Source organism: Shinella sp. GW835-FHT14H05 (assembly GCF_058793575.1).
Genome location: NZ_JBXAFY010000009.1, coordinates 39,660 through 57,388, shown reverse-complemented (window position 1 = coordinate 57,388; position 17,729 = coordinate 39,660). Strand labels below are relative to the sequence as shown.

At 65.7% G+C, this 17,729-nt stretch carries 19 protein-coding genes; 10 read left to right on the top strand and 9 right to left on the bottom strand.

Annotated elements, in window-relative coordinates; all coding sequences use genetic code 11:
* Positions 1–190 precede the first annotated feature (190 nt).
* Together AC1Q6Z_RS23750 and AC1Q6Z_RS23745 are read left to right on the top strand one after the other, a co-directional pair.
* On the top strand, positions 191–1,714 hold the full coding sequence (locus AC1Q6Z_RS23750; protein ID WP_492649518.1) for a DEAD/DEAH box helicase: 1,524 nt from the start codon (positions 191–193) through the stop codon (positions 1,712–1,714).
* A gap of 9 nt (positions 1,715–1,723) precedes the next feature.
* Positions 1,724–2,140: an NUDIX hydrolase gene (locus AC1Q6Z_RS23745; protein WP_492649517.1), complete on the top strand. Its 417-nt coding sequence runs from the start codon at positions 1,724–1,726 to the stop codon at positions 2,138–2,140.
* Here AC1Q6Z_RS23745 and AC1Q6Z_RS23740 read toward each other — a convergent pair.
* From AC1Q6Z_RS23740 to AC1Q6Z_RS23705, 8 genes are all read right to left on the bottom strand, one after another.
* The gene (locus tag AC1Q6Z_RS23740) at positions 2,137–4,254 is read right to left on the bottom strand and encodes a TonB-dependent receptor domain-containing protein (RefSeq protein WP_492649516.1); all 2,118 of its coding nucleotides are present in this window, start codon (positions 4,252–4,254) and stop codon (positions 2,137–2,139) included. The genes AC1Q6Z_RS23745 and AC1Q6Z_RS23740 overlap by 4 nt on opposite strands.
* A gap of 110 nt (positions 4,255–4,364) precedes the next feature.
* On the bottom strand, positions 4,365–4,682 hold the full coding sequence (locus AC1Q6Z_RS23735) for a TfoX/Sxy family protein (protein ID WP_435265479.1): 318 nt from the start codon (positions 4,680–4,682) through the stop codon (positions 4,365–4,367).
* A gap of 3 nt (positions 4,683–4,685) precedes the next feature.
* Positions 4,686–6,296 carry an NTP transferase domain-containing protein gene (locus AC1Q6Z_RS23730; protein ID WP_492649515.1) on the bottom strand — a complete coding sequence of 537 codons (1,611 nt, stop codon included), beginning with the start codon at positions 6,294–6,296 and terminating at the stop codon, positions 4,686–4,688.
* Complete coding sequence (locus AC1Q6Z_RS23725) at positions 6,293–6,991, bottom strand: XdhC family protein (RefSeq protein WP_492649514.1); 699 nt, start codon at positions 6,989–6,991, stop codon at positions 6,293–6,295. The genes AC1Q6Z_RS23730 and AC1Q6Z_RS23725 overlap by 4 nt, the downstream gene beginning before the upstream one ends.
* The gene (locus AC1Q6Z_RS23720) at positions 6,991–7,323 is read right to left on the bottom strand and encodes an XdhC family protein (RefSeq protein ID WP_492649513.1); all 333 of its coding nucleotides are present in this window, start codon (positions 7,321–7,323) and stop codon (positions 6,991–6,993) included. The genes AC1Q6Z_RS23725 and AC1Q6Z_RS23720 overlap by 1 nt, the downstream gene beginning before the upstream one ends.
* A gap of 10 nt (positions 7,324–7,333) precedes the next feature.
* Positions 7,334–8,560, bottom strand: a complete 1,227-nt coding sequence (locus AC1Q6Z_RS23715) for a vWA domain-containing protein (RefSeq protein ID WP_492649512.1) — start codon at positions 8,558–8,560, stop codon at positions 7,334–7,336.
* A 9-nt stretch (positions 8,561–8,569) separates the two neighbouring features.
* A complete protein-coding gene (locus AC1Q6Z_RS23710) occupies positions 8,570–9,445 on the bottom strand; it encodes an AAA family ATPase (protein ID WP_435265528.1) in 876 nt (291 codons plus the stop codon).
* A 78-nt stretch (positions 9,446–9,523) separates the two neighbouring features.
* Positions 9,524–10,006 (bottom strand): flavin reductase family protein, encoded by a 483-nt coding sequence (locus AC1Q6Z_RS23705; protein WP_256116177.1) that lies wholly within the window; start codon positions 10,004–10,006, stop codon positions 9,524–9,526.
* 185 nt (positions 10,007–10,191) lie between these two features.
* On the opposite strand from AC1Q6Z_RS23705, the gene AC1Q6Z_RS23700 reads away from it, so the two are divergent.
* The 7 genes from AC1Q6Z_RS23700 (at position 10,192) to AC1Q6Z_RS23670 (ending at position 16,009) form a co-directional block, all read left to right on the top strand.
* Positions 10,192–11,268 carry an ABC transporter substrate-binding protein gene (locus tag AC1Q6Z_RS23700; protein WP_492649511.1) on the top strand — a complete coding sequence of 359 codons (1,077 nt, stop codon included), beginning with the start codon at positions 10,192–10,194 and terminating at the stop codon, positions 11,266–11,268.
* Positions 11,269–12,270, top strand: a complete 1,002-nt coding sequence (locus tag AC1Q6Z_RS23695; RefSeq protein WP_492649510.1) for a P1 family peptidase — start codon at positions 11,269–11,271, stop codon at positions 12,268–12,270.
* A gap of 81 nt (positions 12,271–12,351) precedes the next feature.
* Complete coding sequence (gene rpe, locus AC1Q6Z_RS23690) at positions 12,352–13,029, top strand: ribulose-phosphate 3-epimerase (RefSeq protein ID WP_492649509.1); 678 nt, start codon at positions 12,352–12,354, stop codon at positions 13,027–13,029.
* Positions 13,026–13,760 (top strand): DUF2259 domain-containing protein, encoded by a 735-nt coding sequence (locus AC1Q6Z_RS23685; RefSeq protein ID WP_492649508.1) that lies wholly within the window; start codon positions 13,026–13,028, stop codon positions 13,758–13,760. The genes rpe and AC1Q6Z_RS23685 overlap by 4 nt, the downstream gene beginning before the upstream one ends.
* A gap of 2 nt (positions 13,761–13,762) precedes the next feature.
* Positions 13,763–14,293: a hypothetical protein gene (locus AC1Q6Z_RS23680; RefSeq protein ID WP_492649507.1), complete on the top strand. Its 531-nt coding sequence runs from the start codon at positions 13,763–13,765 to the stop codon at positions 14,291–14,293.
* Between the two features lie 59 nt (positions 14,294–14,352).
* On the top strand, positions 14,353–15,660 hold the full coding sequence (purB, locus tag AC1Q6Z_RS23675; protein WP_492649506.1) for an adenylosuccinate lyase: 1,308 nt from the start codon (positions 14,353–14,355) through the stop codon (positions 15,658–15,660).
* 64 nt (positions 15,661–15,724) lie between these two features.
* Positions 15,725–16,009 (top strand): hypothetical protein, encoded by a 285-nt coding sequence (locus AC1Q6Z_RS23670; protein ID WP_492649505.1) that lies wholly within the window; start codon positions 15,725–15,727, stop codon positions 16,007–16,009.
* A 114-nt stretch (positions 16,010–16,123) separates the two neighbouring features.
* Here AC1Q6Z_RS23670 and AC1Q6Z_RS23665 read toward each other — a convergent pair whose 3' ends face one another.
* Positions 16,124–16,927 carry a DUF2189 domain-containing protein gene (locus AC1Q6Z_RS23665; RefSeq protein ID WP_492649504.1) on the bottom strand — a complete coding sequence of 268 codons (804 nt, stop codon included), beginning with the start codon at positions 16,925–16,927 and terminating at the stop codon, positions 16,124–16,126.
* Between the two features lie 171 nt (positions 16,928–17,098).
* Between AC1Q6Z_RS23665 and AC1Q6Z_RS23660 the strand changes: the two genes are divergently transcribed.
* Positions 17,099–17,659 carry an RBBP9/YdeN family alpha/beta hydrolase gene (locus tag AC1Q6Z_RS23660; protein WP_256115732.1) on the top strand — a complete coding sequence of 187 codons (561 nt, stop codon included), beginning with the start codon at positions 17,099–17,101 and terminating at the stop codon, positions 17,657–17,659.
* Positions 17,660–17,729 lie beyond the last annotated feature (70 nt).

Sequence of the window (17,729 nt, the reverse complement as noted above, 5' to 3'; positions counted from 1 at the left end):
AACGCAAGGCCGAGGGCCTGCGGACGGCAAAAGCATCCGCCACACAGTTCAAATTGCTCGGTGATTCACCAAATTCGCTGATTTCCTTGACTTTCCGGCACTTTCGGCATATCTGCGCTGCATCCTAGCGGCGCGTCGACCGCTGAAACCCATTGCGTTCGCAAGAACCGGAACGGAAATAGTTTTCCCTTTGACCACTTTTGCTGATCTTGGCCTGAGCCCGAAAGTCCTGTCTGCCGTCACGGATTCGGGCTATACGATCCCGACTCCCATCCAGGCGGGCGCCATTCCGCCGGCTCTGGCACGGCGCGACATCCTCGGCATCGCCCAGACGGGCACCGGCAAGACTGCCTCTTTCGTTCTGCCGATGCTGACGCTTCTCGAAAAAGGCCGAGCCCGGGCACGCATGCCCCGCACGCTCATTCTGGAGCCGACGCGCGAACTCGCAGCCCAGGTTGCGGAAAACTTCGAGAAATACGGCAAGAACCACAAGCTGAACGTCGCGCTGCTCATCGGCGGTGTCTCCTTCGACGAACAGGACCGCAAGCTGGAACGCGGCGCGGACGTCCTGATCTGCACGCCCGGCCGCCTGCTCGACCATTGCGAGCGCGGCAAGCTCCTGATGACGGGCGTCGAAATCCTCGTCATCGACGAAGCCGATCGCATGCTCGACATGGGCTTCATCCCGGATATCGAGCGCATCGCCAAGCTGATCCCCTTCACGCGCCAGACGCTGTTCTTCTCGGCCACCATGCCGCCGGAAATCCAGAAGCTGGCCGACCGCTTCCTGCAGAACCCGGAGCGCGTCGAAGTCTCGGTCCGCTCCTCGACTGCAACGACCGTGACGCAGCGCCTCGTCGCCACGCACAGCAAGGATTACGAGAAGCGCGCGACGCTGCGCGACCTCATCCGCGCCCAGGAAGACCTGAAGAACGCCATCATCTTCTGCAATCGCAAGGTCGACGTTGCCGACCTCTTCCGTTCGCTCGACCGCCACGGCTTCTCCGTCGGCGCGCTGCACGGCGACATGGACCAGCGCTCGCGCACCACGATGCTGGCCAATTTCAAGGAAAACAAGCTTACCCTCCTCGTGGCATCCGACGTTGCGGCCCGCGGCCTCGACATTCCGGATGTGAGCCACGTCTTCAACTTCGACGTCCCGATCCATGCCGAGGACTATGTCCATCGCATCGGCCGCACCGGCCGTGCCGGCCGCTCGGGCGCCGCTTTCACCCTGGTATCCAAGCGCGACGGAAAGTTCGTCGACGCCATCGAGAAGCTGATTGACCGCAAGGTCGAATGGCTGAACGGCGGCCTCGATGCCCTGCCGCCGCAGGCCGAAGGCGAGGAGCGTGAACAGCGCTCGCGTGGCGGCCGCGAACGTGGCGGTCGTGATCGCGACCGCTCCCGTGGCCGCAAGGGCGAAGCCCGCGTGACCGAGACACGCCCCGAGGCACGCCCCGCGCCCGGCATTGAGACCAGCGAGACCGAAGAGAAGGTGGAAGCCGTGAAAGCTGAACGCAAGACTGAAGGGCGGCCGCAGACTCCCGCTCGCAGCAACCCGCGGGCCGCGAACCATGCCGCCCCGCGTCCGGCCAACGACGACAACCGTGATCGTCGCAACCGCTACCGCCGTGACGACGATGACGGCCCGACGCCGCTCGGCTTCGGCGACGAGATCCCCGCCTTCATGCTGATCGCCGGCAAGGCCTGATCTCCTAGCATGTCCATTCCAGGCATCGATGTGCCAGGCCTCGGTTGCGGCCTGGCCATTTTGCGTGAGGGCAAGCTCCTGCTCTACCGGCGCCTGCGCGCGCCCGAAGCCGGCTCATGGAACATCGTCGGCGGCAAGGTCGACCATATGGAACGCGCCGTCGATTCCGCCCGGCGCGAGGCGGAGGAAGAATCGGGGCTGACGATCGGCGCCGTCGAGCTTCTCTGCATTTCCGAACAAATCATCGCGGAAGAGCGCCAGCACTGGCTTTCGCTCATCTATGTGACGGAGGACTTTGCCGGCGAGCCGCGCATCATGGAGCCGGAGAAACTGCCGGAATTCGGCTGGTTCGCGCTCGACGCCCTGCCCTCGCCGCTTTCGCGCTTCGCCGCAGATGCGGTGAAGGCGCTACGCAGCCAGATTTAGAACCGCGCCGTCGCGCCGATGATGAAGGTGCGGCCGCGGCCGTTCTTGACGCCGCCGTAGCTGTCCATCAGGCCGGCATTCGCCTTCATGTAACTCTCGTCAAAGACGTTCTCGATATTGACGAACACCTTGGCGTTCTCGTTGATCTGCCAGGAGGCATGCGCGTCGAACAGCGTATAGGCGTCGAGATCGAAGGCCATCTCCTGGTTGATATAGGCCTGCTTGCTCTTGCCGACATAACGCATGCGCCCGCCGACGGTGAGCGCTTCGTCCAGGAAGCGCACGCCGAGGTCGATCGTCGCAAAGTCGTCCGGCAGCCGGCCCGTATCGCCGCCGACGCCGGCAGCGGCACCCTCCGGCTGGTTGGTATCGGCAAGCGTCAACGAGAAGCCGGCATAATACCGGCCGGCATCGTAGCCGCCTTCGACCTCAAGCCCCTTCATGACCGTCGTTCCATCAACGTTGACCCAACGCGCGGCGCCATCCTCGCCGATGTCATAGGTGATGTAGTCGCGGATGCGGTTGTGGAAATAACCGACCTTCAGCCAGGCGGAATCGCCGGGCGTGAGCAGATCGTCCGTCGTCATGTTGACGCCGAATTCCCACCCGCGGCTCTTTTCCGGCAGCAGGTTGGGGTTGTTGTTGACCGGGTCCGAGGAGCCGTCGAAGCTGTGGCCGCCCGGATAGAACATTTCCGCCGCCGTCGGCGGGCGCGATGTGTGGGCATAGGTCACGTAGGGCTGCAGCCAGTCGAGCGGGCGCGCGGCAAGGGTGATCTTCGGGTTGACGTCGCCGCCGTCGCGCGACAGTTCTTCCATCGGGCACGGCTGGCCATCGGCTGCGCAACCATTGGTGCCCGGCGCGTCATAGCCGCTGATGCCTTCCAGCGACCAGTAATCGTAGCGCAGGCCGCCGGTCAGGTCGAAAATTCCGTGCGTGATCGTCGCTTCGCTGAAGACGCCGGCCTTGACCAGCGTTCCATCCGGATTGGCGCCGCGCTTGGCGTTCCCCTCATATTTATCGCGGCTGTAAGCTCCGCCATAGGTGAGCTTCAGTTCGGTCTCGTCGCTGAGGTCGAAGCGCATGCGGTTGGAAATGTCGAAGCCGGTCGTTGTGTTGGTGCCCTTGCGGCCGTCAAAGGTGGTGACATTGCCATTGCTGCCGTCGAATTCGAGATCGGTGATGTTGAGATAGGCGTTGATGCTGAGATCGATCAGGTCGCTGCCCGGCTGGTAGGTGTATTTCGCCGTATAGGTCTGGTTCTCGATCTGCCAGTTGTAGCCGGAGCTGCCGGGCAGAAAGTCGTTTCCGTACCAGATGACGCCGAGCGCAAGCTTGTGATCGGAATCCGGCGAAAGGTTGATCTTGAACAGGCCCGATTTCGGATGCTGGTCGCCGGCAAACGGATAGGTCACGCCGTCGCCGTTGTCGTAGGGGCTCTTCTTCGTATCACTGAGCGCGCCGACAATGCCGATCTCACCCTCGCCGCCGATATCGGTGCGCGCTGCACCCGTCAGCAGGCGGGAATAGTCGAAGCCGTTCGTGCCGGCGCGCACCGAGGTCATCACGCCATAGTCGCGGCCGGGCAGCAGCACGTCGTCGACATCGAGCGTGCGGAAATTGGCTGCACCCGCCAGCGTGCCCATGCCCTCCGCGCCGGAGACCGCACCGCGCGTCACGTCGACGCCGACCAGCATGTTCTGCTCGACATAGAGCATGTTGTCGAAGGTGCCGCCGTGGCCGGACAGGTTGCGAAAGGTCTGCGGCACGCCGTCGATCATGCTGTTGACCCGGCCCATGCCTTGTAGGCCGCGAATATTGACCGTGATGCCCGGCTGGTCCGACGGTTCGCGGGTGAAGGTGCCGGGCGAAGAGCGCAGCACCTGCGCGACGTCGCCGGCGTAATCTTCCTGGATTTTGACGCGATCGGCCTTCGAAACCGCGGCCGGGATGTCGATGATGCCATCCCCGTCGCTGTCACCCTCGATGTTGATCTGCTGGAGGTCCGTGGCGGCCGCATCCTGCGCCTTGACGGGTGCCGCGGTGGCCAGAAGCGCAAGCGCCATGGCCGTGCCCGCGAGAAGCGTCGACGCGGAAGAACGATCGTATGTCATGGAAACCTCACCGGACATTTCGTCCACGCAAACTCAGGCGTGAACCGTCCGGTAATGGACAACATGACAATATAAGTCAAGTTTGATTGCGGCGTTTTCCGGGCGGGTTTTTATCGCGCGCGCAACGCCGCCTCGTAGGCCCGGCGCACCCAGATCGCCATGACGTCGGGATCGTCGAGCGCCTCGTCGGGAATGGACCAATAGGGCATCTTCACCGGCTTGCCGCTCTTGCCATCATAGTACCATTGCCGGCTGCCGGCAGCGGAAAAGTCGGGCGCGCTTTCCTCGTCGGCCTTCAGCAGGATCTCGCCCTGCACCTCCAGCGCCAGGATGCGGCCCTCGTGATAGATGCCCTTGCCGCCGAACATGCGCTTGATCGTCACCGGCCCCAGCGCCTGGAACATCTCTTCGATCCCGTCGCGATCCATGCCCTACCCTTTCAGAACGCCGCCCGCGGCGAGCACCGCCTCCGGTGTGTCGACATCGATATGCGCCGCCTCGCCGATCTCCACGTCGACAATGTCGAGCCCGGCGCTCTCGACGATATGCCGCGCGCCGACATCGCCTTCCAGCGCGCGGATGGCGGTAAAGGTCGCGCGCGGCAGCACGACGGGATTGCCGCGCTTGCCGCCGGAGACGGCCCGCACGATGGCGTGTCCGCCGGCCGCGGCGAAGGCATCGAGCAGGAGGCGGACATCGGCGCCGGCGACATGCGGCATGTCGGCCAGCATGACCACGACGCCGTCGCAACCCGGCCCAAGCGCGGAAATACCGGCGCGAAGGGAGGTCGACATGCCATGCGCGTGGTCCGGATTGCGCACGATATCGATTTTCAACCCCGCAAGCTCCGCCTCTACTTCTTCCGCCCGGTGTCCCGTGACGACCAAGACCCGCGCCGGCTTTGCATCTAATGCCGCCTCGGTCGAGCGGCGCACCAACGCCTCGCCGTCGAAGGCGGCGAGCAGCTTGTGGCTGCCGTTCATGCGGCTGGCGCGGCCGGCGGCCAGCACCAGAGCTGCGACGGAGAGAGGCCGTTCCGGCCCGCGCAGGTCGCGCGGCTGCGGGCGGGTCGGGATTTCCGCGAGAAGACCGCCGACGCCCATTCCCGTTATCTCCATCGGCCCCGGATTCTCCCCGGCGAAGATGCGGGCAAGGATCCAGTCGAAGCCGTTCTCCTTGGGGCTGCGGGCGCAGCCCGGTGCGCCGATCACCGGCACCGTGCCCACGCGGCCGAGAACCAGCAGGTTGCCAGGATCGACCGGCATGCCGACACGGTCGACAACGCCACCCGCGGCGCGGATCGCCGCCGGGATCACGTCGTTCTGATCGGTGACGGCGGAGGCGCCGAAGACGAGGACGAGGTCGTTGTCCGCGGCCGAGCGATGGATCGCCTCTGCAAGCACGCCCGCCTGGTGCGGCACCCGCACCTCGCCCGTGAGCCGGCTACCGGACGGCTGCAGGCGCTGCTCGACCAGGCGGCGGGTCTTGTCCATGACGGAGACCTTGAGCGTCGGCAGCTCGGTTGCGACGAGGCCGACGCGGTGCGCGGCGAAGGGTTTGACCTCCAGCGCCCGGCTGGTCGCCATGACGGCCGCGGCCTTTCGCGCAAGATCGCCGGAAACGGCAAGCGGGATGATCTTGATCGTCGCCACCATGTCGCCGGCCGCGACACTGGCATGATCCGGCAGGGTGGCGATGGTGATTGCCGGATCGACCCGGTTGAACCGGTCGATCGCCGCACGGTCGGCGACAAAAAGCCCGTTCGCCGTCGCATGCAGGTTGATGCGGCCGGTCGCAGGCGGGCTGAAGGTGAGATGGTCCGGGGGGATTGCCGCGGCAATCAGCGATGCCGCCTCGTCCTCGCCGATATCGCCTGTTTCAAGCCGCACGGCGATGACGGTCGCGATGCCGGCCACGACCAGCGCCTGCCGGTCCTCCGCCGTCACCACATGCCCCTTGTGCAGCGACAGGCCCTCGACCCGCACGCCATGCGCCAGGCGCGCGCCGACAGAATCGGCAACCGGGACCTCACCGAAAATCATGGTCCGGCACCGAGCAAGGGCCGGCGGCGCAGATGCGCGACGATATCCGCCAGGATGGCGACGGCGATCTCCGCGGGGCTGGCGGCACCGATATCGAGGCCGATGGGGGCGGAGATGAGGGCGATCGCCGCCTCGCCGTGCCCGAGCGCCGTCAGGCGTTCGACACGCTTGGCGTGGGTCTTCCGGCTGCCGAGCGCGCCGACATAGAAACAGCCGGTGGCCAACGCCTGCGACAACGGGAAATCATCGATCTTCGGATCATGTGTGACCGCGACGAGCGCCGTATAGGCATCGAGCGGCCGCGCCTTCAGCACATCCTCCGGCCAGTCGGCGACGAGATCGATGCCGGCAAAACGCTCTTCGGTGGCAAAGGCCGTGCGCGGATCGATGATCGTGATATCGAAGCCTGCCACCCTGGCCATCTGTGCGAGCGCCTGGCTGATATGGACCGCGCCGATGACGACGATGCGCGCCGGCGGCAGGTGCACGTTGAGGAAGAATTTTCTCTCCTCCGCCTCCACCACGCCGGATTTACCGGAGCGCAGGGCGCTTGCAATCGCTTCGCCGAGCGGTCCCGCAACCGGATCGCCCTCGCGAATGACCCGGTCGCGCCCGTCGCCGAGATCCGTCAGGTGGATGACGGCGCGCCGCGCCGTGCGTTCCGCGTTCAGTTTGCGCAGCAGGTAGGGATCCATCAGCCGATACGCTCCACATAGACGCGGATGCGCCCGCCGCAGGAGAGGCCGACGCGCCAGGCGGTCTCGTCGGCGACGCCGAATTCCAGCATGCGCGGCTCGCCCTCGGAAATCACCTCCATCGCCTCGCCGATCACCGCACCCTCGACGCAGCCGCCGGACACGGAGCCATGGAAATTGCCCTCGCCGTCGATGGCCAGGTGGCTGCCGACGGGGCGCGGCGCCGAGCCCCAGGTCTCGACCACGGTGGCGAGCGCCACCATGCGCCCGTCGTCCATCCAGCGTTCTGCGATGGTCAGCGGGTCGAGCACGTCGTTTGCGGTTGCGTCCATCTTCATCTCCTCATGCCGCCGGCAGAAAACGCCGCGGGTCGCCGACGCCACGCGGGGCGGCGCCGGAAAGCGCTGCGACCAGATCCGCCATGGCCTCCAGATTGTGCACGGGCCGCAGGTCGTCGACATGCGGCAGCATGGCACGGACCCCGCGCGCCCGCGCCTCGAAACCCTCGAAGCGCAACAGTGGGTTGAGCCAGATCAGCCGCCGGCAGGAGCGGTGCAGCCGGTCCATTTCCGTTTCCAGCAGTTCGATGCCCTCGCGCTCCAGCCCATCGGTGATGAGCAGCACGACGGCGCCCTGCCCCAGCACGCGCCGCGACCACAGCCGGTTGAATTCCTTCAGCGTCTCGCCGATGCGTGTGCCGCCGGACCAATCGCTGACCGTCTGGCTGCATGCCTCGACGGCGAGATCGGGATCGCGATGGCGCATCGGCCGGGTGACGTTGCTGAGCCGCGTGCCGAACAGGAAGGCATGCATGCGGCGGCGGTGTTCGGCGAGCGCATGCAGGAAATGCAGGAAGATGCGCGTGTACTGGCTCATCGAGCCGGAAATGTCGGCGAGCACGACGAGCGGTGGATGCACGGTCTTCGGCTCGCGATGGCGCGGCAGGATCAGCGCGCCGCCGGTGCGCATGGCGTGGCGCATCGTGGCGCGCGCATCGATCACCACCGGCCGGGTGGAGCGGCGGAAACGGCGCGTGCGCACCTCGTCCATCGGCAACACGAGGTTGGAGATGGCGCGCTTGGCCCCGGCAAGCTCCGCCGCCGTCATCTGCGCGAAATCCGTGCGGCGCAACACCTCGCTGCCGGAAGCGGTGAACCGCGCGTCGATCTCGATATCCGGCTCGTCGCGAAGGCGCTGCTCCTGCCGTCCGAACAACGCGTCCGACACACGGGTCTCGCCCGCCTTGCGCTTCTCGCGCTCCTCATGCCGCGTGACGACCGGCGACATCAGCGCGATCATTTTCGCCGCAAGGTCGCGCGCGCGCCAAAAGAGCCGGAAGGCCTCGTCGAAGACGGCGTCGTCTTCATGGCGCTTGACGAGCGTCGCATGCAGCGCCGTGTAAAACTCCTCGCGGTCGCCGATGCCGATCGCCTGCACGGCCTCGATGGCATCCGTGACGGCCGCCGGCCCGATGCGCAGGCCGGCCTTGCGCAGCACGCGGGCGAAAAACACGATATTGTCGGCGAGGCGCCCATCCACGGCGCTCGAAACATCGCTTTCCGCCGCCATCGCCATCGCTCAGCCCGCCGCTGCCAGGCCGGCCTTGACGTCGTCGAGCAGCTTGCGGCCCTCCGCGCCGTCGATGCGCGCAATGTCGTCCTGGTATTTGAGCAACGTGCCGAGCGTGTCGGCGACCGTCTCCGGATCGAGCGCCACGCGGTCGAGTTCGGTCAGTGCCGTCGCCCAGTCGATGGTTTCGGCGACGCCCGGATTCTTGAAGAGATCGAGCATGCGCAGCTTCTGCACATAGGCTACGACCTGGCGCGACAGCGTTTCGTTGCAGCCGGGCACCTTGCGGCGGATGATCTCCAGTTCCTGGGCTGCCTGCGGATAATCGACCCAATGATAGAGACAGCGCCGCTTCAGCGCGTCATGCACCTCGCGCGTGCGGTTCGTCGTGATGATGACGATCGGCGGCTCCGCGGCACGGATCGTGCCGAGTTCCGGCACCGTCACCTGGAAATCGGACAGCACTTCCAAGAGGAAGGCCTCGAAAGCTTCGTCTGTACGGTCCAGCTCGTCGATCAGGAAGATGGGCGCACGGCCGTCCGGCGCGGAGAGCGCCTGGAGCACCGGGCGGCGGATCAGGTAGCGCTCGGAGAAGATATCGGCCTCGATGCGGCCGCGGTCGGTGGTGCCGGAGGCTTCAGCAAGGCGGATCTCCAGCATCTGCGCCGGGTAGTTCCACTCGTAGACGGCCGAGGAAATATCGAGGCCTTCGTAACATTGCAGGCGGATCAGCGGGCGGTCGAGCGAGGCGGCCAAAACCTTGGCGATCTCCGTCTTGCCGACGCCGGCCTCGCCTTCCAGGAACAGCGGCCGCTTCATGCGCAGCGCGAGAAACAGCACGGTGGCGAGCGAGCGCCCGGCGAGATAATTGCCGGCCGAAAGCATCTCCACGGTTTCGTCGATCGATTGCGGGATGTGTCCGCGCTGGTAAACCACGCCGCTCCTCCGTTCTGGAGGTCGAACTTATAGCGTGTGGTAGCCCCGGTCCATATAGAGAAGCGCCGGTTTGTGCTCGCCGGTGGAAATGCCCATCACCTCGCCGATCAGGATCATGTGCGTCGCCATGACCTTCAATTCGACGAGGCGGCAATCGAAGGCGGCGCGCGCATCCATGAGCACGGGCGCGCCGGTCACCAGCTCTCCCCAATTGCCCATGGCAAAGCGCTTTTCCGACGTCATGGCCGGATCGCGGCCGGAAAAGGCATTGGCGAGTTCGACCTGGTCGGCGGAAAGCGAATTCAGCGCGAAATGGCCGCTCTTGGAAAAGATCGCATTGTTGGGGTTGGAGGCGTTGAGGCAGGCGAGGACCATGGCCGGATTGTCAGACACCGAGCAGGCGGCGGTGATCGTTACGCCGCGCTTCTCGCCCTCGTGCGCCGTCGTCACGATCTGCACATGGCCGGCATAGCGGCTCATCGCATCGCGGTAGAGCGACGGGTCCAGCATCAATCTGTCCAACACGGCATTCTCCTTCAACACAGGAGATACATGGCGAAAGTGAAGAAAAATGTAAGCCCCGTCGTCGAATTTTCCTGTCCTGCCAGAGACAAGCGGAGAATTGCGACGATATTTTCTTTGACCCCGCCGGTGCGGCCCTTACAAAGGGCATCATCGCGATCCATGGATTGAGAATGAAGACGTTTTTCTTCGCCAGCCTCATCGGCGCCTCGGTGTTTACGGCCCTGCCGGCGACGGCCGCCGGCCTCACCTTTGCCGTCGTGGCGCCCGCGGACGGGCCGCTCGCGATCCTCGGCCAGCAGGTGCGCGATGGCGCGCGCTTTGCGGCGGAGGCGAATGGCGACACGATCGTGGAGATCGCGGAAGCCTGCGACGAGACCGATGGCGACGGGATCGCCAAGCAGATCCTGGCCGCGAACGCCGTTGCCGCCGTCGGCTTCCTCTGCACGGAAGGGCTTGCGGCCTCGCTGCCAGCGCTCGCCGAAGCAAAGGTGCCGGCCATCACGCTTTCCGTGCGCTCGGGCATCCTGATGGAGGATGCGCTGAAGAAGACATGGCCGCTCTTCCGCCTGGCGCCCGGCCCGAAGGCAGAGGCCGACAAGGCGGTGGAGGTCATCACCCGCGACTGGAAATCCGAACCCTTCGCCCTCATCGACGACGGCACGATCCATGCCCGCGAACTCGTCGAGGCCATCCGGCTGCGGCTGGAGGAGGTCGGCATGAAGGCCGTCTTCGTCGACACCTATCGCCCGGCGCAGGAACAGCAGCTCACCCTCGTGCGCCGCCTTTCCCAGACCGGCGTCACCCATGTCTTCGTCGGCGGCGACCGCACGGATATCGCGGTGATCGCGCGGGATGCGAAGGCCGAAAAGGTGTCGCTGGCGCTGCTCGGCGGCGAGGCGCTGCTCGGTGCCGATCCCAGCGTGCCGATGACCGACGGCGTCGAAGCGATCGCGCTGCCGGACTATGGCGCGCTGCCCGAGGGCGAACCTGTCGCAGCGGCCCTGAAGGCGAAGGGCATCGTCGCCGAGGGTTACGTGCTGCCCGCACACGCCGCCATTACCGCACTGGCAAGCGCGGCCGCTACGGGTGGCGACCTTGCGCAGAAACTCGCCGGCGGCCGTTTCGCGACGGCGATCGGCACGGTCGCCTTCGGCGCGGACCATGAGCTCGGCGACAATCCCTATCGCCTGCTCGTCTGGCGCGGGGGTGCCTTTGTGCCGGCCGGGACCGCGCCTGAGAGCGAATAGATGAAGCCGGGCGCCAAAAACAGCATCACCGATGTCGCCGGCCTGAAGGTCGGCAATACGACGGATCATGCCCTGCGCTCCGGCGTTACCGTCGTCGTCTGCGAAAACCCCGCCACCGCCGCGGTGCAGGTGCTCGGCGGCGCGCCGGGAACGCGCGAGACCGATCTTCTGGAGCCCCACAACACGGTGCAGACGGTCGATGCCATCGTGCTTGCCGGCGGCTCGGCCTTCGGGCTCGATGCGGCGTCCGGCGTGCAGGCGGGCCTGCGCGAGGCGGGGCGCGGCTTTGCCGTCGGACCCTTTCGTGTGCCGATCGTGCCCGCCGCCATCCTGTTCGACCTGATGAACGGTGGTGACAAGGACTGGGGGCGCTACCCGCCCTATCGCGAGCTCGGCTATGCGGCGCTCGCCAATGCGGCCGCCGATTTCGAGACCGGCAGTGCGGGTGCCGGCACCGGCGCGCTCACCGCCACCGTCAAGGGCGGGCTCGGCTCGGCCTCCAGCGTGCTGGAGGGTGGCTTCACCGTCGGCGCGCTGGTGGCGGTCAATGCACTCGGCTCCGCGACCATCGGCGACACCCGGCACTTCTGGGCGGCGCCCTTCGAAGAAGGCGACGAGTTCGGCGGCCTCGGCCTGCCGGTGCCCTTCCCCGCCGATGCCCGCATGCCGCGCACCAAACTGTCGCGACGCCCGACGGGCGTGGAAAACACCACCATTGCCGTCATCGCCACCGATGCGGTGCTGAGCAAGGTGGAGGCCAAGCGGCTGGCGATCGCCGCCCATGACGGTTTTACCCGAGCGCTCTGGCCGGCGCACACGCCGCTCGATGGCGACCTCGTCTTCGCGCTGGCCACCGGCAGGAGCGGCCGCACGCCGGCACCGGAGGATTTCATCGCGCTCTGCGCGGCCGCCGCCTCCACCATGGCCCGCGCCATCGCCCGCGGCGTGCATGATGCGGTGCCGATGCTCGGCGATGTCATGCCAAGCTGGTCGATGCGGTAAATTCGCCCGTTGTTCGCCCTCATCCGGAATGGTATGGCGACGGCAAAATCCGTGCCCACATCCTTTCTCAAGGAGCCTGACATGACCCTTCCCATCCGGATCGCGCCCTCCATCCTCGCCGCCGACTATGCCAAGCTCGGCCAGGAAGTGCGCGACGTCGTCGCGGCCGGGGCGGACTGGATCCACCTCGACATCATGGACGGGCATTTCGTGCCGAACATTTCCTTCGGCCCGGATGTCATCAAGGCGCTGCGCCCGCACACCGACGCCTTCTTCGACTGCCACCTGATGATCGCGCCGGCCGATCCCTATCTCGAAGCCTTCGCCAAGGCGGGCTGCGACAGCATCACGGTGCATGCCGAGGCCGGCCCGCATCTCGACCGCTCTTTGCAGGCGATCAAGGCGCTGGGCAAACGCGCCGGCGTGTCGATCAATCCCGCGACGTCGGAAAGCGTGCTCGACTACCTTCTCGACAAGATCGACCTCATCCTCGTCATGACGGTCAACCCGGGTTTCGGCGGCCAGAAATACATTCCGTCGATGCAGGAAAAGCTGCGCCGCGTGCGTAAAATGGTCGGCGACCGGCCGATCGACATCCAGGTCGATGGCGGCATCGCGGTCGATACGATCGCGCTGCCCGCCGCCGCCGGCGCCAATGTCTTCGTCGCCGGCTCCGCCATCTTCGGCGGCGGCCATGTTGACGCCTATCGCAAAACCATCGACACTCTGCGCAGCAATGCGGAGGGTGCGCGGGCGTGACGGTTTTCGGAAGGGCGACGATCGCGCTGCTCGCCTCCCTGCTGGCTGCGGCCGGCGCATCGGCCGGCGACTTCGCGAGCTACCAGACGCTCGGCTTCTCGCCGGACGGAAAGGTCTTCGCCTACGAGGAATTCGGCGTCCAGGACGGGTCCGGCTTTCCCTATTCCAACCTCTATTTCATCGACACGGAGAAGGATTCCTTTCTCTCCGGCACGCCGATCCGCGTGCGCATCGATGACGAGGAGGCGGACCTTGCCAAGGCGCGCGCCGAAAGCCTCGGCAAGGCGAAAAGCCTGATCGAACAGCACAAGGTGCTTTCCAATCCCGGCGCGCTGGCTGCTTTCAACCCGGTCGGCGAAGTGGGCGTCGACCGCAAGCGCCTCGAATATCTGCAATATGCCATCGAACCGACGCCCGGCGGCAGCTTTGCGCTGGCGATCGACGACATCCCGCTCGAGGTGTCCGACCGCTGCCGCGACCTGGTGATCGAGGGCGGCAAGGGTTTTCGCCTGAAGCTCGTCAAGCGCAACGGTGCGGCGGCCGATGAGGTGCTCCACGAGGACACGCGCGTTCCGGACAGCCGCAACTGCCCCCATTCCTACCAGATCTCCGGTGCCGTGACCTTCAGCCCGCTCGGCGCCGATCCGGTCCATGTCGCGCTGGTGCTCGTGCGCAGCTTCGGCTTCGAGGGCAGCGACGGCCGCTGGATCGCCGTTCCCTTCCGGCCTTGAGCATGGAACTTGCGGCAGGCACGACGGGCGCAGCCTTCCGCGAACCGACTCCAATCCTGCCCGCCCTGCCGCTCCATCTCGGCGGCGCCATCGGCTGGAGCCTGCTGATGGCCGCCTGTGCTTACATCTCGCTTGTGATGCAGGGGCGCGCCGAGACCTTTCATCTCCAAACGATCCTGTCCATCTATGCCGCAGGCGGCCTTGCCGCCTGGCTCATCGCGCTACCGATGGCGCGCCTGCTAACGCGTCGCCGCACCGTCGAGACGCGTTTTGCTGCCCATTTCGCGCTGCTCGGCCTCGGCACCGTCGCCTTGACCGCCTTCTTCTTCGCCATGGACTACCGGCTTTTCTATGCGCAATGGCACCAGCCCTTCGGCACGCGCATCTGGGCCTACCAGTTCGTCTTCACGTCGCTCGGCGCCTGCTACCAGTTCCTCGTCATGGGCCTCGGGCTCTACCTGCCGGCGGGATTGCCGCTGCTTGCGGGCGCCAGCCTGTGGCTCGCGCGTTGCATGCCCGCATACATGCGTTGAGCTTGCCGGCCATCTTTGCTAAAGCGGCGGCAACGCCCACCTGAGAAAGTCTTGAGCCGATGATCCCCCGCTATTCCCGACCGGACATGGTCGCCATCTGGTCGCCCGAAACGAAGTTCCGCATCTGGTTCGAGATCGAGGCGCATGCCTGCGACGCGCTGGCGGATCTGGGCGTCATCCCGAAATCGGCGGCCGAGACCATCTGGGAAAAGGGCGGCAAGGCGGAATTCGACGTCGCCCGCATTGACGAGATCGAAGCCGTCACCAAGCACGACGTCATCGCCTTCCTGACGCATCTCGCCGAATTCGTCGGCCCCGACAGCCGCTTCGTGCACCAGGGCATGACGTCGTCCGACGTGCTCGACACGACCTTCAACATCCAGCTCGTGCGCGCCGCCGATATCCTGCTCGCCGACATGGATCGCGTGCTGGCCGCGCTGAAGGCCCGCGCCTTCGAGCACAAGGACACGATCCGCATCGGCCGCAGTCACGGTATCCACGCCGAGCCCACGACGATGGGCCTGACGCTCGCCCGCTTCTACGCCGAGATGGACCGCAACCGCGCCCGCCTCGTCGCGGCCCGCGCCGAAATCGCCACCGGCGCGATCTCCGGCGCCGTCGGCACCTTCGCCAATATCGATCCGCGCGTCGAAGAGCATGTCTGCGAAAAGCTCGGCCTGACCCCGGAGCCGGTCTCCACGCAGGTCATCCCGCGTGACCGCCACGCCATGTTCTTCGCCGTGCTCGGCGTCATCGCCTCGTCGATCGAGAATGTCGCGATCGAGATCCGCCACATGCAGCGCACGGAAGTGCTGGAGGCCGAAGAGTTCTTCTCGCCGGGCCAGAAGGGTTCTTCAGCCATGCCGCACAAGCGCAACCCGGTGCTGACGGAAAACCTGACGGGCCTCGCTCGCCTCGTGCGCATGGCCGTGACGCCGGCGATGGAAAACGTGGCACTCTGGCACGAGCGCGACATTTCCCACTCCAGCGTCGAGCGTGCCATCGGCCCGGACACGACGGTCACGCTCGACTTCGCGCTGAACCGGCTTGCCGGCGTCATCGAGAAGCTGGTGATCTATCCGGACAACATGCTGAAGAATCTCAACAAGTTCCGCGGGCTGGTTCATTCGCAGCGCGTCCTGCTTGCCCTTACGCAAGCCGGCGTTTCGCGCGAAGACGCCTACCGCCTCGTGCAGCGCAATGCGATGCGGGTCTGGGAACAGGGCAAGGATTTCCTGGAAGAGCTGCTCGCCGACACCGAAGTGCGCGCCGCCTTGTCCGAAGAGCAGATCCGCGAAAAATTCGACCTCGGCTACCACACCAAGCACGTCGACACGATCTTCCATCGCGTCTTTGGCACCGTCTGACATCGATCCCCAAACGTGCCGGCGAAGCCCCTTCGCCGGCCGGAAACTCTGTATTAGACTTCCCTTGCGTGCAATGCCGCACGCATCCTGGGGGCTGAACATGAAGTTTCTTGCTGCCGCATTTTGTTCTGCAATTGCTTTGGCCGCATCATTCGCCGGCACCGCGCAGGCGCAAACGCCGCAATCCATCATCGAACTGCTGAAGGCCGGCTACGACATTATCAACGTGGCGCCGATTTCCGAAAGCTATGCAGTCTTCCTGCAAAAGGACGACGGGGTCGTCGTCTGCCAGATGGGCTTCAACGACGGCACCTTCTCCACCGACAAGTGCTATCCGCTGACCAAGTGAGGGCCAGAAACGGCGATGGCGCCAATGGCGCCATCGCCGCCAATGGCGCCATCGCCCCCCTCTGACGGGCGGCCTTGCGCCCTCCTCCTGGCGCTCGTTCCACCCGCGAACGTTCTATTGCGGTTCATCGACCACGATCTTGCGGTAGAGATGCCAGGTGGCATGGCCGAGGATCGGCATGACCACGGCAAGGCCGACGAAGAGCGGCACCGTGCCGATGATGAGCAGCGCCGCGACGATCAGGCCCCAGCAGGCGATCGGCACGGGGTTGACCAGCGTCGCGCGCAGCGACGTTTCCATCGCCGAGACGGCGCCGACATCCCGGTCGAGCAGCATCGGAAAGGCGATGACGGTCGTCGCCAGCACGACGAGCGCGAAGCAGAAGCCGATGGCATTGCCCGCCAGCATCAGCAGCAGCCCGTTTTCGGAACTGAAGATGGAGGCGAGGAACAGCGCCAGCGACTGCGGCGGCTCCGGCCCGAACAGGTTGGTATAGAGGATCTGCGCGAAGACGAGCCAGGCGACGAAAAGCGCCATCAGCATGGCGCCGACGGCAAGGATGGAGGGCAGCGCCGGCGAATGGCGCACCTCCAGCGCATGGCGCCAGGACGTGTCCATGCCGCGCTCTCGCCGCCGGCTGATCTCGTAGAGGCCGATGGCGAAGAACGGGCCGAGCAGCGCGAAACCGGCGATCAGCGGAAAGATCAGCGGCAGCAGGTTGGCGCCGGAACTCCAGGTGACCAGCACCACGCCCGAGATCGGATAGATCAGGCTGAGGAAGACATAGTGCGAGGGTTTTGCGCGAAAATCGTCAAAACCGCGCGCCAATGCATCCCACACGTCGGACAGCCCGATCCGGCGGATCGCCGGACGCGCCACCACGCTGTCCGAGCCTGCCATCACATGAAAAGTCGCCATGATCACGCCTCCTTGCCGGTTTGAAACCGTCACGGCCCGTGCGCGCGTGGAGGGCAATCGTCCGCCAGTACGGCCGGCCGTCATTGCATCGAAGATGGGGGATTATACACCCGGGCGGCGATTTGTCCTCCCCTCTTGACTTCAGGACTTCGTGAACGCACATGCGACCGCATGAAAGCGTCAGAAGCAGAAATCCTCATCGTTCCCGGCTACACTAATTCCGGGCCGGAACACTGGCAGAGCCGCTGGCAGAACAAGCTCGGCTCGGCGCGCCGCGTCGAGCAGGCCGAGTGGTCGAAGCCCGTGCGGGAAGACTGGGTCCAGCGCGTGGTCGAGGAAGTGGCCGCCGCGACGAAACCCGTCGTGCTCGTCGCCCATTCGCTCGGTGTCGCCGCCGCCATCCATGCCGCGCCCCATTTCGGCAACAAGGTCGCAGGCGCCTTCCTCGTGGCACCGCCGGATGTCGCCAACCCGGATATCCGCCCGAAACACCTGACGACCTTCGGGCCGTATCCCCGCGAGCCGCTGACCTTCCCGTCGCTGGTGGTCGCCAGCCGCAACGACCCGTTCGGCACCTATGAACATGCCGACGACATCGCCGCCGCCTGGGGTTCGCTGCTGCTCGATGCCGGTGAGGCCGGGCATATCAACACGGAATCCGGCCACGGCCCCTGGCCGGAGGGCACGATGGTCTTCGCGCAGTTCCTGAGCCGTCTGAAGGCCCCCGAATGAAGCTTCTATGACGAAGGTGGTATTTCGTCATTAAGAGGAATTTCATAGAAATCCTGCACGCTCTGGCTGT